The organism is Streptomyces sp. NPDC058985 (assembly GCF_042740985.1).
Classification (GTDB): Bacteria; Actinomycetota; Actinomycetes; order Streptomycetales; family Streptomycetaceae; genus Streptomyces.
In genome coordinates this window covers 12,990-27,167 of record NZ_JBHYJX010000073.1, presented here as the reverse complement: position 1 = coordinate 27,167, position 14,178 = coordinate 12,990, and the positions used below count along the sequence as shown (strand labels likewise).

The following is a 14,178-nucleotide window of genomic DNA, read 5'->3' as shown; positions in this document are numbered from 1 at the left end:
TCCCGCGGCGGGGCCCGTCCTGGCCCACACCACCTGCTGCCGCCCGCGTGGGCCCCACCGGCCCTAGGCCGCCCTGCCAGAGGCCCCCGGCCCGCTGTGCCCTCCGGGCCCCTTCGCTCGGCTGTGCCGTGCGTAGCCTGTCGGCTACCGTCAGGCAGCGGCCCCGCCGCGACCGTTCATCATGCGCGGCAGCAGGCGGAAGCCGATACCGCCCGCGATCATCGTGGCGGCGCCGACCAGCAGGAACGTGGTCTCCGCGGCGCCGGTCTCGGCCAGCTCGTCACCGCTGCCCTGGGCGGCGGTGTCGGAGGCCGGGGCCTCCTCGCCGGTGTCGGTCAGGGCCGAGGAGCCCTCGTCCTGGGTGACGTTGTCGTTGCTGCCGCCGTCGGGGGTGGTGTTGTCGCCATCACCGGTGCCGCCGGTGCCACCGGTGTTGCCGTTGCCACCGTTGTCGCCGGAACCGCCGGTGTTGCCGTTGCCACCGTTGTCGCCGGTGCCACCGTTGTTGCCGTTGCCGCCGTTGTCGCCACCCTCGGTGGTGCCTTCGGACGTGCCCTCCGAGGTGCCGACCGAAGTGCCCTCGGAGGTGCCCTCGGACGTGCCCTCGCTGGTGCCCTCGCTGGTGCCTTCCGAGGTGCCCTCGGACGTGCCCTCGCTGGTGCCCTCGGACGTACCTTCCGAGGTGCCCTCGGAGGTGCCCTCGGACGTACCCTCGCTGGTGCCTTCCGAGGTGCCCTCGGACACGCCGAGCGAGGTGCCCTCCGAGGTGCCTTCCGAGGTGCCCTCGGACGTACCCTCCGAGGTGCCTTCGCTCTCGCCCCCGACGCTCACGCCGAGGCCGACGTTGGTGTCGCCGACACCCGCACTCAGGCCGAAATCAAGCGCCGAGGCGGCACCCGCGGCGGTCAGCGAGGCGCCGGCGGCGATCACGGCGCCGGCCGCTATGCGCGCGACACGGATGCGCGTCTTCTTCGTCATGTGGTTGCTACCCCCAGTAGCCGATTAGTCAGTGAGGCCGCGCTCGGGGCCGTGATCGACGGGAGTGGCTGCGCTTGTGCCCCCCGGTTCACATGCGCCCCAGAAATACGCATGCCGCGCCTCACCCTTGCGAATGTTCAAAGCAACGTCAAGGCCATTGCGTACGCGATGTCCAGGTACGGGACGTATGCCGGACACAAAGGGTGTGAGTGTGATGTAAAACCCAGACATCACCGGCGGACGGCGGGCAGAGAAAAGGCAACCGCCGCCCGGTGGGCGGCAGTTGCCTTGTCGACAAAGCGGCCCGTGCGCGGCCGCTCCGCGTTACTTCTCCTGCTGCTTGCGCCAGCGAATTCCGGCCTCGAGGAAACCGTCGATCTCGCCGTTGAACACGGCCTCGGGGTTGCCCACTTCGTGCTCCGTGCGCAGATCCTTGACCATCTGGTACGGGTGCAGCACGTACGAACGCATCTGGTTGCCCCAGGAGTTGCCCCCGTCGCCCTTGAGGGCGTCCATCTTGGCCTGCTCCTCCTGACGGCGCCGCTCCAGGAGCTTGGCCTGGAGGACGTTCATCGCGGTGGCCTTGTTCTGGATCTGGGACCGCTCGTTCTGGCAGGAGACCACGATGCCGGTGGGGAGGTGGGTGAGCCGCACCGCGGAGTCGGTGGTGTTCACGCCCTGGCCGCCGGGGCCGGAGGACCGGTACACGTCCACCCGCAGCTCGGACTCGTCGATCTCGATGTGGTCGGTCTGCTCGACCACGGGGAGGATCTCGACGCCCGCGAAGGAGGTCTGGCGGCGCCCCTGGTTGTCGAAGGGCGAGATGCGCACCAGGCGGTGCGTGCCCTGCTCGACGGAGAGGGTGCCGTAGGCGTACGGCGACTGCACGGCGAAGGTGGTCGACTTGATGCCGGCCTCCTCCGCGTACGACGTCTCGTAGACCTCGGTCTTGTAGCCGTGCTGCTCGGCCCAGCGCAGGTACATGCGCTGGAGCTTCTCGGCGAAGTCGGCGGCGTCCACCCCGCCCGCCTCGGCGCGGATGTTGACGAGCGCCTCACGCGCGTCGTACTCGCCCGAGAGAAGGGTGCGGACCTCCATCTCGTCCAGCGCCTTCTTCACGGCCGTGAGCTCGGACTCGGCCTCGGCACGGGTGTCCGGATCGTCCTCCTCCTCGGCCATCTCGAAGAGCACGCCGAGATCGTCGAGCCGCCCGCGCAGGGCCTCGGCCTTCCGCACCTCCGCCTGGAGGTGGGAGAGCCGGCTCGTGATCTTCTGCGCCTCGTCCGGGTTGTCCCACAGGGAGGGCGCGGCCGCCTGCTCCTCGAGCACGGCGATGTCTGCCCTCATCCTGTCGAGGTCCAGGACGGCCTCGATCGACTCCATGGTCGAGGAGAGGGACTTCAGCTCTTCGGATACATCGACGACTGCCACGCGTCCAGCGTAACGGCTCCACCGACCGGCCCCGGCCGGACCGGGGCACCGGGCGCCCGCGGCGGCGTGCGGCAGAGGTACGCGGCCGGGGGTGCGCGGCCGCGGTGCACCGGGGCGGGCCGGTGCCGGGGGCGGGCGGCGGGCGGACCTCGCCGGGGATTCGGCCGGGCGGCGGCGACCGGCGGCGGGGACGTTCCGGGAGCGGTTCGCCCCACCCTCGCGCGGCACGCGCGGCACGCGCGGCACGCGCGGCACACGCGGCACGCGCGGCGCACCGCCGCGCCTGGTGCCGGGCGCCTGTGGCGGACCTGCGGCAGGGGTGCCGGGCCGGGCGGGCTGGCGGCGGGAGGGCCGGTGCCCGGCGCGGCCGACGGGCGGACGCCGCCGGGGATTCGGCCGGGCGGTGGGGATCGGGTCGGGGCCGCCCGGAGTCAGGGGGAGGCCGGGGCCGAGTTCCGTGTGTCCTGGGGGCCCGGGTCGGTCTCGTCGGCGCCGGTCGCCAGCCAGGTGCCGACGCCGATCGCCGCCACCAGGGCGACCGCGCCACCGCCCAGGGCGAGGCGGCGGCGGCGTGCGGCGGCACGGTTGCGGGCCGAGCCGGGGCGTGGGGCGCCGGAGGCGCGTGGGGCGCGGGCGGTGCCCCGGGCGCCGCCCGCCAGCTCGTCCGGGGCGGGTACGCGCATCGAGGTGTGCGTGTCGCGGTTGGAGTCGGCCGGCTTCGCTCCCGGCACCAGTGGCACGGCTCCCCGGCGGCGTACCGGTTCCCCGGCGGGCGCCGAGGAGGCCGTGGGCTCCTCGGGCGAGTCCTCCTCCTGCTCGGCGTCGGGCTCGTCCACGTCCAGCGGGGCCATCCCGGCCAGCATCGGCAGCAGCTCGCGCAGCCGGGCGCTCAGCTCGGAGGCGCGCAGCCGGGAGGCGGGTCCCTTGGCGAGGCACTGTACGAGGAGCTGCCACAGCTCGTCGGGGATGCCGGGGAGCGGGACGACCGTCTCGGTGACGTGGCGGCGCAGTACGGCGCCGGGGTGGCCGCCGCCGAACGGTGTGAAGCCGGCGAGCAGCTCGTACAGCACCGTGGCCAGCGCGTAGATGTCGACCGCCGCGCGCGGGGGCAGGCCCTCGACGATCTCCGGGGCCAGGTAGTCGGGCGTGCCGATGATCTTCGTGGCGCGGGTGCGCCGCGGGGTGTCGATGAGCTTGGCCACACCGAAGTCCGTCAGCAGCGCCGGGTGGGAGCCGCCGGGGCCGAGCGGGCCCTGCATGTCGAGGAGCACGTTCTCCGGCTTGACGTCGCGGTGCACGACCCCGGCGGCGTGCGCGGCGGCCAGGCCGTCCGCGACGTCGGCGACGACGGCGACGGCGGCCTCGGGCGACAGGCGCCGCTCGCGGTCGAGGCGGGTGCGCAGGTCCGTGCCGCGGACCAGGTCCATGACCAGCGCGAGGTCGTTGCCGTCGACCACCAGGTCACGGACGGAGACGACGTGCGGGTGCTCCAGGCCGAGCAGGGCCGTGCGCTCCTGGACGAAGCGCGAGACCAGCTCCTGGTCGGACGCCAGGTCCTCGCGCAGCAGCTTGATCGCGACGGGCCCCTCGGGACCCTCGCCGAGCCACACCGTGCCGGCGCTGCCCCGCCCGAGAATCTGGTGGGCGGTGTACCGGCTGCCGATCTTCCGTGCCAAGACTGCTCCTACCGACGCGTGTTGCGCCTAAAAGTACGCGTCCACGGAGCCAACCTTCACAACGGAGGCGGAAATCACCCACCGGATGTCGACAAATCTCCAGACTCAGCTGCCGGTGGAGCCTCCGCCGCCAGAGCCGCCCAGGTCCCCGATCCAGTCGGTCGCCGTGGTGAACCAGTCGCTGAGCTGCTCCCAGTAGCCCTTGCCCGTGCCGATCCAGTCCTGGAGCGGGCTCAGCTCCCAGATCAGCCAGCCGGCCACGAACATGATGACGAGCGTGAACAGGCACCCCTTGAGGCAGCCGAGCCCGGGGATGCGCATCGGGTTCGCGCCGCGCTGCCGCGGCGGGCGCGGCTCACGCCGGGGCGGCCGCGGCTCGGGCGTGGGCGGCGGCGCGTACCGCTGGGGCTGCTGCGGCTGCGGGGTGGCGTACCGCTGCGGCTGTTGCTGCTGCGGGTAGCCGTAGCCGGGCTGCTGGGGCGGCGGTCCCTGCGGGGCCTGCCGGGGCTGCTGCGGCGGGCGGGAGACCTGCCGCTGGGGGCGGCGGCGCAGCGGGTCCTGGTTCGGGTCGAGGTACTGGACCTGCGTCTGCTCGTTGCGGTCGCGGGCGGCGCGCAGCTGGTTCTGCCAGGGGTGCGGGTCGTCGGGCCCGCCGGGCTGCCCGCCCTGGCCCTGCCCGGGCGGCACCGGCGGCATGACGGCGGTCGGGTCGGCGGCGCCGGACGGCTGGCCGGTGTGCGGCAGGACGCTGGTCGCGCCGTTCGGGTCGTAGCCGCCGTTCTGCGGCAGGACCTGCGTCGGGTCGGCGGCGCCCGGGTCGCCCGGGACCTGTGCGGGCGCCGGGTCGGGGACGAGGAGCATCCCCACGTTCTCGGCGGCGCCGATCTGCGCGTTGTTCGCGTGCACGCCGATGCCGTCGGCGACGACGCGCAGGCCGCGCGCGAGGTTCTCGGCGCTGGGGCGTTCGTCGGGGTTCTTGCGCAGGCAGCGCTCGATGACCGTCCACAGCGGGTCGGGGACGGTGGAGGGGCGGCGCGGCTCGGCGCTCAGGTGCTGGTGCAGCACTTCCAGGGCGGAGCCGCCGCCGAACGGGGGACGGCCGGTGACCAGCTCGTACAGCAGGATGCCCGCGCCGTACACGTCGACGGCGGAGGTCTGGGGGCGGCCCTCGGCGGACTCCGGCGCGACGTACGCGGGCGTGCCGACGAACTCGTGGGTGCGGGTGAGACCGGGCGAGTCGGCGAGGCGGGCGATGCCGAAGTCGGTCAGCATCGGGTGCATCTCGCCGCCGGTCTGCTTCAGCAGCACGTTGGCCGGCTTCAGGTCGCGGTGGACCACGCCGTCCGCGTGGCTGGCGGCGAGGGCGTCGGCGATCTGGGCGGTGAGCAGGGCGGCGGCGACCGGGGTGAGCGGCCCGTTCTCCCGCAGGTAGCGGTGCAGGTCGGGACCGGCGACGAGGTCCATGACGAGCGCCAGCAGTTCGCCCTCCACGACCAGGTCGCGGACCCGGACGATGTTGGGGTGGGTGAGCCGGAGCAGGACGGAGCGCTCCCGCAGGAAGCGCATCACGATGTCGGGGTCGCTCGCGAGCTCTTCCTTGAGGACCTTGATCGCGACGGTCTCGCCGGGCTGCCCGGCCACGGCCGCCTCGGCGCCCGCGGTCTCCCGCTGGCGCGCACGCCAGACGGTGCCCGTCGCGCCGCGGCCGAGGGGCTCCTCGAGGAGGTACTTGCTGCCTACCGGCCGCACGTCATGCGCTCCTAGTTGCTTGCTGGCTGTTCCGACCCACTGTAAGGCCACGCTCCCGGCACCGGGCTGTCGTCATTCCGCGGTTGTCCCGTGGCTCCCGTCGGCCCGCCGGTAAGCCTTACGTTCCGCTCCCGGGCCGTGTTCGAAGGAAAGACGCTCGACCCGGTCCCTTGGTTGCCGATGCCCGGACGTGACCGATCTCAAGCCGACGGTCTTCGATCACCTCCGAGGCACCTGTCAGGCATTTTTGGGGTCAGAGCCGACCAATCAAGATCATTTGACGGCGGGAGGCGGGCGCGTTGTCAGTGGCAGGTGCGAGGATGCGTGGAGAACTGGCCGACGTGCTCGTGTGGCGGTGGGGGAAGTCCGCGGTGGGTGACCGTGGTGACGGCTTCTGCCCGGCGTGCGGGCGCCCGCGCGAAGGGACCGCTGACGGCGATGCAGATCCGGCTGACCGTCGTAGACCCGCTGGGCCCGCATGCTTCGGCGGGGGGCCGCGCCGCGAGCAGCGACGTGCTGGTCACCGCGCCGGCCGGCACCGCCCTGGCCGCCGTCGCCTCCGCGCTGGCCGCGGCGGTCCCCGGCGGCGAGACCCCGGGCACCGGCCAGGTGGTGCTGTACGCGGGCGCGCAGCGGCTGGACACCCAGCGCAGCACCCTGGGCGAGCCACCGCTGATCGACGGCGCCGTGCTCTGCCTGGGCGCCCCCGGCGAGCCCGACCCGGACACCGAGCCGGCCGGCGTCCCCGCCCAGCTCCATGTGGTCGCGGGCCCGGACGCGGGCGGCGTCCACCTCCTGCACGGCGGACAGATCCGCCTCGGCCGCTCCGCCGACGCCGATGTCGCGCTCGACGACCCGGACGTCTCCCGGATGCACTGCGCGGTCACCGTCACCCCCGACGCCCGCGTCTCGGTCGCCGACCTCGGCTCCACCAACGGCACCACGCTGGACGGCACCCGCGTGGGCGACCGCCCGGTTCGCTTCGCGCCGGGCGCGCTGCTGCGGATCGGCGAGTCGGCCCTGCGGCTGGTGCCGGTCCAGCGCGAGGCGACGACGCGCGCGGCGACGACGCCGGACGGGGAGGGGTACGTACGGCTGTCCGGGGCGGCGGCATCCGCACCGGGCGCCGGTGACGCCGACGAGGTGGCGCACGCGCGCGTGGCCGACGGGGGGCACGCGGACAACACGGACGGTGCCTCCCGCGCGGAGGGTCCCCGCCCGGCGGGCGCCCCCTCCCGGGACGCAGGTGTGACGAGCGGCACCGCGCGTGCGGGCGGTGCGGCGTCCGCCGGCTGGGACACCCCGGCCCACGGGACCGGGACCGGGCCCCGGACCGGAACCGACGGCGCGGGCCGCCCGGGGGCCGGTGGGTGGGACAGCCCGGCCGCACGGGGCCACCAGGCCGACGGACCGTCGGGGTACGGCCGGGGTGCGACCCCCACCGAGCCTCCCCAGGTGCCTGGCCAGGGCGGTGCGCCCCGCATAGAGAGCCACGGCACGGGCCCCACGGCCGGCTTCCCCCGGCAGTCCCCCGCGGGGGGCGAGACCCACGGCGGGGCCGCGTCCTACGGGGCGTTCGACTCCACGGCGGGTGCGCACGGAGCGGGCGCGACCGGAGGAGACGCGACCGGAGGAGACGCGATCGGAGGAAACGCGTTCGCAGAAGGCGCCGCCGATCCGGACGGGTCCGACGCGCGTACGTCACGCGGTGGCGAGCACGCAGCGCGCTCCACCGAGGCCGGCAGGCCGGACGCGGGCACGTCACGCGGTGGCGCCCATGGCGGCGCCCCCGCCGCCCCGGGCGGCTCCGCCACCGCGACCTCACGCGACGGCAGGCCCCCGGCTCCGGCACCCCGCAGGGGCGAGCCCCGAACCGACCCCGTCCAGCAGTCCCGGCCCGGCACGGAAGCCCCCCGCCCCCAGTCTTCCGGCCCGGGAGGCGCCCTCCGCCCCGAGCCCTCCGGCGCGGGCGGATCGCACCCCGGCGCACCCGGGCGCGGCGCCGACGACGGTGGGGCCCCGGACGGCGGCACCGGACGCAAAGGCACCCCCCTGCGTGGCACCGACCTCCCGCAGGGCGTGCGGCGGCGCGGCGGTATCGGCGCCTGGGCGCGACGGCTGACCGGAGGACGCGGGAGCGCGCAGGACGACACCGCCCCCGGTGCGCACGCCTACGACGACGAGGCGGCCGGACCGGCACCGACCGCACCCGGTGCCGCCTCGCACGCCCCGGAGACCTGGCCGGACGCCGCGTCGCTGCTGCTGACGGCGCTCGGCCCCGGGCCCCGGCTGTGGGAGCGGGGCCCGGCGCACCCGGAGGCGCTGACCGTGCGGCTCGGTACGGCCGACCGGGTGGCGCCCGGCGGTTCCGCGCCGTTGCCCGCGGTCCCGGTGACCGCCGGGCTGCGCGAGGTCGGGGCGCTCGGCCTGGCCGGCCCGCGCGCCCGGCTCGCCGGGCTGGCCCGCTCGGTGCTGGCCCAGCTCGCCGCGCTGCACTCCGCGGAGACCCTGGAGATCGTCCTGATCAGCGCGGACCGCTCCCGTCCGCTCGCCGAGCGGACCGCCGAGTGGTCCTGGCTGGGCTGGCTGCCCCAGCTGCGCCCGGCGCACGGCCAGGACTGCCGCCTGCTCCTCGCCCACGACCGCGAACAGGCCATGGCCCGCGCCCACGAGCTGGTCCGCCGTCTGGACGACCACCTGTCGGACACCCGGCCCGAGGCCCGGCCGGCGCCGGCTCCAGGCGGCACCCGGCAGCCCTCCTGGGCCCGCCCCGACGACGGCACCGACCCGGCCGGCGGCTTCGCGGGGCCGTACAGCGTGGTCGTCGTGGACGGGGACCCGGGCGGGGCCGACGTGCGCGAGACCGTGGCGCGGCTGGCCCTGGAGGGACCGCGGGCCGGCATCCACGTCCTGTGCCTCGCCGAGACGGCCGCCGCCTCCCCCACCTCGCCCGTGGCTCAGACGTACGAGGCGGCCTGCGCGGTGTCACCGGTGTTCCGCGAGTGCGGTGCCGTGGCGCTGCTCAGCGGCGACGTGGCGACGACCCTGCGGCTGCTGCGCGTCGCGCGCACCTCCGGCGAGGCCCCCGCCGGCCCGGTCGGGCACGGCACCCTCGGCACGGTCGACGCCGTCTCCCTCGCGTGGGCGGAGCGGTTCGCGCGCGCCCTGGCACCCCTGCGCACCGACGCCCCCGCGGGCGGCGAGCGGCACACGCGGGTGGCCGCTCCGCTGCCCCAGGCGGCCCGGCTCCTGGACGAACTGGGCCTCGCCCGCGCCACCCCGGCCTCCCTGATGGCCCGCTGGGCCGACGCCGCCGACGACACGCACGCCCTCGGGGGGCGCGCCCACGCGGTCCTGGGCGCCGGACCGCGCGGCCCCGTCACGGTCGACCTCGCCGCCGAGGGACCGCACCTGCTGGTCGAGGGCCCGCCCGGCAGCGGCCGCACCGAGCTGCTGCGGGCGCTCGTCGCCTCCCTCGCCTCCGCCGACCGCCCCGACCGTCTCGGCGTCGTGCTGGTGGACGGCCGCGACAGCGTGGGCACCGACGGCGGGCACGGCGAAGGACTGGCCGTCTGCACGGACGTACCGCACGTGACCACCCACCTCGCCGCCAACGACCCGGTCCGCATGCGGGAGTTCGCCCAGTCCCTGAGCGCCGAGCTGAAGCGGCGGGCCGAGCTGCTCGGGCGGTCGGAGTTCCCCGAGTGGCACACCGGACGCGAGGTGTCGGGCCGCCTGGTCGCCCAGCGCACCCCGCAGGACGGCGCGCCCGGCACCACGCCGGCGCCCGACGACGGGGACCTCGACTCCCCGCCCAGCTCCACCATGCGGCTGCGCCCGGGAGCGGCCCGGCGCCGGTCCGGGGCCGTCCCGCCGCTTCCCCGCCTCGTGGTGGTCGTGGACGATCTCGACGCGCTCGTCACTCCCCCGCTCGGCTCGCCCGGACGCCCCGCGGCCGGTTCGGTCATGCGGGCGCTGGAGGCCGTCGCGCGGGAGGGCGGACGGCTGGGCGTGCACCTGGTGGCCGCCACCGCGCCGGGCGGCCGTACGGCCCAGACGGAGCCCGCCCTGCGCGCCACCCTGCGCATCGCGCTGGACACCCCGGCCCCGGGTCCGGACGAACCGATGCCGGGACGCGGCCGGTTGACGCGCCCCGACGGACCGGCCGTGGTCTTCCAGGCCGGGAGGGTCACCGGCCGCATCCCGCGCACCGCGACCCTGCGCCCCACGGTGATCCCGCTGGAATGGCACCTCATGGGCGACCCGCCCACCCGCCGCCCGGTACGCGAGCTGGGCAACGGCCCCACCGACCTGGCCCTGCTGGCCAGCGCGTTGGAACGGGCGGCCCGCGAGGTGGAGGCGGCACAGGTGCCGTCACTCCTGTAACGCCGGGCACTCTCAGCCCGTCCGGCGTTTGAGGACGAGGCCGTTCAGGCCGACAGCGGGGGCGCGGGGCGGCAGCCCCCGCATACGCCCACACCCACGCCGCCCACCTGGTCACGACGCGGTCACGATCCCCCCGCTGACCGCGGACGCGGTCTTGCCGCCCTCACCCCCCTGGCGTACACCAGAGCGCACGGAAGAGCGCTCAACGTTCGACGAGGCACGAAGAACGGGGCAGTGATGCGCACGAGCAGCACCATGGGGCCACGCAGGACCCTCGGCACAAGCACCCGGATCGCCGCCACCCTCGCCGCGGGAGCGCTCGCGCTCTCGCTCACCGCGTGCGGTGGCGACGACGACAACGGCGGTGGCGACAAGGGCAGTCAGGGGGACGGCGGCAAGGACACGGCCGCCACCGTCACCCTCCCGAAGCTGGACGGCGAGACTCTGGAGGTCGCCGCCGTCTGGACCGGCGCGGAGCAGGAGAACTTCAAGAAGGTCCTCGCCGAGTTCGAGAAGCGCACCGGCGCCAAGGTGACCTTCGTGCCCGCCCAGGACCCGATCATCAACTTCCTCGGTTCGAAGATCGCGGGCGGCGCCCCGCCGGACGTCGCGATGCTCCCGCAGCCCGGCGCCATCAAGCAGGCCGTCGAGAAGGGCTGGGCCAAACCGCTCGGCGCGGAGGCCGCCAAGGAGCTGGGCGAGAACTACTCGCCGGGCTGGCAGGAGATAGGCAAGGTCGGCGGCAAGCAGTACGGCGTGTACTACAAGGCCGCCAACAAGTCGCTGATCTGGTACAACGCCCAGGTCTTCGAGAACGCGGGCGCCGCCGAGCCCAAGACCTGGGACGAGCTGCTCACCGCCGCCCAGACGATCTACGACTCGGGCGTGACGCCGTTCTCCGTCGGCGGCGCGGACGGCTGGACCCTCACCGACTGGTTCGAGAACGTCTACCTCTCGCAGGCGGGCCCGGAGAAGTACGACCAGCTGGCCAAGCACGAGATCAAGTGGACGGACCCCTCCGTCAAGGAGGCCCTGACCACCCTCGCCGAGATCTGGGGCAAGAAGGACTACGTGGCGGGCGGCGCGTCCGGCGCGCTCCAGACCGAGTTCCCGGCCTCGGTGACGCAGACCTTCACCGGCGGCGACCAGCCGAAGGCGGGCATGGTCTACGAGGGAGACTTCGTGCAGGTCAACATCGGCGAGACGGACGCGGAGGTCGGCACCGACGCGAAGGTGTTCCCGTTCCCGGCGGTCGGCGACACCGCGCCGGTGGTCTCCGGCGGCGACGCGGCCGTGGTCCTGGAGGACTCGAAGGCGGCGCAGGCGCTGGCCACCTGGCTCGCATCGCCGGACGCGGCGACGATCCAGGCGAAGCTCGGCGGCTACCTCTCCCCGAACAAGAACGTCGAGGCGTCGGCGTACCCGAACGACGTGCAGAAGAAGATCGCCGAGGCGCTGGTCGCGGCCGGCGACGACTTCCGCTTCGACATGTCGGACCAGGCTCCGCAGGCCTTCGGCGGCACGCCCGGCAAGGGCGAGTGGAAGGCCCTCCAGGACTTTCTGAAGAACCCGAAGGACGTCGAGGGCGCACAGCAGCGGCTGGAGGCGGACGCGGCCGCCGCCTACGGGAGCTGACGGATGACGTCGGCCACGGCGGCGGGGACCTCACCGGGCCCCGCCGCCCCCAAGTCGCGCAGGAGCGTGACCGGCACCCGCAGGACCGTGGCGGCCCTGTTCCTGCTGCCCGCCCTGGTGCTGCTCGGCGCGCTCGTGGTCTACCCGATCGGGTACTCGCTGGTCCGCAGCTTCTACGACCAGTCCGGCGACTCCTTCGCCGGATTCGACAACTACCAGGCGCTGTTCACCGACGACGGCATCCGCACCGCCCTGAAGAACAACGTCATCTGGGTGGTGTTCGCGCCGACGGTCGCCACCGCGCTCGGCCTGATCTTCGCGGTACTGACCGAACGGATCCGCTGGGGCACCGCGTTCAAACTGGTCGTCTTCATGCCGATGGCGATCTCGATGCTGGCGGCCGGGATCATCTTCCGCCTGGTGTACGACCAGGACCCGGACAAGGGCGTCGCCAACGCGGTGTGGGTCGGCGTGCACGACACGTTCGCCGAGTCGTCCGCGTTCCCGAAGGCGCACCCGGGCCGCGATTCGCCGCTGGAACCGGCCGGCGGCGGCGCCTTCGTCACCAAGCGGCCGGTCGAGGCCGGCACCGCGGTCGTCCTCCCCCTCGTCGGCGTCGCCCCCGACCTGATGCCGGACGGCGCGAAGAAGGCCGTACCCGCCGAACCCGAGGACGGGAAGATCACCGGCACCGCCTGGCAGGACTTCACCCGCGGCAAGGGCGTCGGGAAGCTCAACGGCGTCGACGCGGCCGAACTGGGCTATGCCGGGATGACGATCGAGGCGGTCAAGGACGGCAAGGTCGTCGCGTCGGCGAAGGCGTCGGGCGACGGCACGTTCACGCTGCCCGCCGCGGCCGACGGGGCGCTGCTCAGACTCCCCGCCGACAACTTCAAGGAGCCCTACAACGGCCTGAACTGGCTCGGCCCCTCCCTCGTCACCCCGGCCATCATCGGGTCGTACGTGTGGATGTGGGCGGGCTTCGCGATGGTGCTGATCGCGGCCGGTCTCGCCGGGATGCCCCGGGAGCTCCTGGAGGCCGCCCGGGTCGACGGCGCCAACGAGTGGCAGGTCTTCAGACGGGTCACGGTGCCGCTCCTGGCACCGGTCCTCGCGGTCGTGGTCGTCACGCTGATGATCAACGTCCTGAAGGTGTTCGACCTGGTCTTCATCATCGCCCCGGGCTCCTCGCAGGACGACGCGAACGTGCTCGCCCTGGAGCTGTACCGCAAGGGCTTCGCCTCCGACCAGCCGGGCATCGCCAGCGCCATCGCGGTCTTCCTGCTGCTCCTGGTGATCCCGGTGATGTGGTTCAACGTACGGCGACTGCGGCGGGAGGTGCGGCGATGACGAAGGCGAAGCGTTCCCTGGGGGCGCGGCTGGCCGAGGGCGTCAGCGGCGGCCTGGTCCGGGTCTTCCTGATCGTCGTCGGCCTCTTCTGGCTGGTGCCGACGATCGGCCTGCTGCTCTCCTCGCTGCGCACCCCGCGGGACATGGCGGCGAGCGGCTGGTGGGAGGTCTTCACCAAGCCGTCCCAGCTCACCTTCCAGAGTTACGAGGAGCTGCTGAAGAACGGGGACATCACGTCCTCCCTGTTCAACACCGTGCTGATCACCGTCCCCGCGACGGTCCTGGTCGTGGTCATCGGATCGCTGGCCGGGTACGCCTTCGCGTGGATGGAGTTCCCGGGCCGCGACTGGTGGTTCCTGGCCGTGGTCGGGCTGCTGGTCGTCCCCGTGCAGGTGGCGCTGATCCCGATCGCCGAACTCTTCGGCAAGATCGGCCTGTTCGGGTCGGTCGTCGGCGTGGTCCTCTTCCACGTCGGCTTCGGCCTGCCCTTCGCGGTGTTCCTGCTGCGGAACTTCTTCGCGGAGATCCCCCGGGAGCTGCTGGAGGCGGCCCGGCTGGACGGCGCCGGTGAACTGCGGCTGTTCGTGCGGGTCGTGATGCCGCTCGGCGGGCCCGCGATCGCGAGCCTCGGCATCTTCCAGTTCCTGTGGGTGTGGAACGACATGCTGGTCGCGCTGATCTTCTCGGACTCCGGGAGCCAGCCGATCACGGTCGCGCTGCAGACGCAGGTACGGCAGTTCGGCAACAACATCGACGTGCTGGCGCCGGGGGCGTTCATCTCCATGGTGATCCCGCTGGCCGTGTTCTTCGCGTTCCAGCGGCAGTTCGTCTCCGGCGTGATGGCGGGCGCCGTCAAGTAGCCGCCGTGACAACACCCTTGAGGGGGTGGACCGGACACCGGTCCACCCCCTCATCCGTACGGGGCACCGGGCGCGGCGAGGATCCCCCGAATGCCGCAGCGGCCGTAACCAAG

Annotated in this window: 8 protein-coding genes; 4 read left to right on the top strand and 4 right to left on the bottom strand. The window is 74.1% G+C overall.

What is annotated here, in order from left to right:
* Positions 1-150: 150 nt before the first annotated feature.
* The 4 genes from ACFW01_RS36680 to ACFW01_RS36665 form a co-directional block, all read right to left on the bottom strand.
* Complete coding sequence (locus ACFW01_RS36680; RefSeq protein ID WP_384510953.1) at positions 151-978, bottom strand: hypothetical protein; 828 nt, start codon at positions 976-978, stop codon at positions 151-153.
* 324 nt (positions 979-1,302) lie between these two features.
* Positions 1,303-2,409, bottom strand: a complete 1,107-nt coding sequence (gene prfB, locus ACFW01_RS36675) for a peptide chain release factor 2 (RefSeq protein WP_064728181.1) — start codon at positions 2,407-2,409, stop codon at positions 1,303-1,305.
* A gap of 431 nt (positions 2,410-2,840) precedes the next feature.
* Positions 2,841-4,085: a serine/threonine-protein kinase gene (locus tag ACFW01_RS36670; protein ID WP_234961146.1), complete on the bottom strand. Its 1,245-nt coding sequence runs from the start codon at positions 4,083-4,085 to the stop codon at positions 2,841-2,843.
* A gap of 105 nt (positions 4,086-4,190) precedes the next feature.
* Positions 4,191-5,834 (bottom strand): serine/threonine-protein kinase, encoded by a 1,644-nt coding sequence (locus ACFW01_RS36665; RefSeq protein ID WP_234961147.1) that lies wholly within the window; start codon positions 5,832-5,834, stop codon positions 4,191-4,193.
* Between the two features lie 438 nt (positions 5,835-6,272).
* Between ACFW01_RS36665 and ACFW01_RS36660 the strand changes: the two genes are divergently transcribed.
* The 4 genes from ACFW01_RS36660 to ACFW01_RS36645 all read left to right on the top strand — a co-directional run bounded on the left by ACFW01_RS36660 (position 6,273) and on the right by ACFW01_RS36645 (position 14,065).
* The gene (locus tag ACFW01_RS36660; RefSeq protein ID WP_384510956.1) at positions 6,273-10,220 is read left to right on the top strand and encodes an FHA domain-containing protein; all 3,948 of its coding nucleotides are present in this window, start codon (positions 6,273-6,275) and stop codon (positions 10,218-10,220) included.
* 237 nt (positions 10,221-10,457) lie between these two features.
* Positions 10,458-11,855 carry an ABC transporter substrate-binding protein gene (locus ACFW01_RS36655; protein WP_384510948.1) on the top strand — a complete coding sequence of 466 codons (1,398 nt, stop codon included), beginning with the start codon at positions 10,458-10,460 and terminating at the stop codon, positions 11,853-11,855.
* Positions 11,856-11,858: 3 nt separating this feature from the next.
* Positions 11,859-13,205 (top strand): carbohydrate ABC transporter permease, encoded by a 1,347-nt coding sequence (locus ACFW01_RS36650; protein WP_384510945.1) that lies wholly within the window; start codon positions 11,859-11,861, stop codon positions 13,203-13,205.
* Entirely contained in the window at positions 13,202-14,065 is an 864-nt protein-coding gene (locus ACFW01_RS36645; RefSeq protein WP_234961150.1) for a carbohydrate ABC transporter permease, read from the top strand. Before ACFW01_RS36650 ends, ACFW01_RS36645 begins: the two co-directional genes overlap by 4 nt.
* The last annotated feature ends 113 nt before the right edge of the window (positions 14,066-14,178 follow it).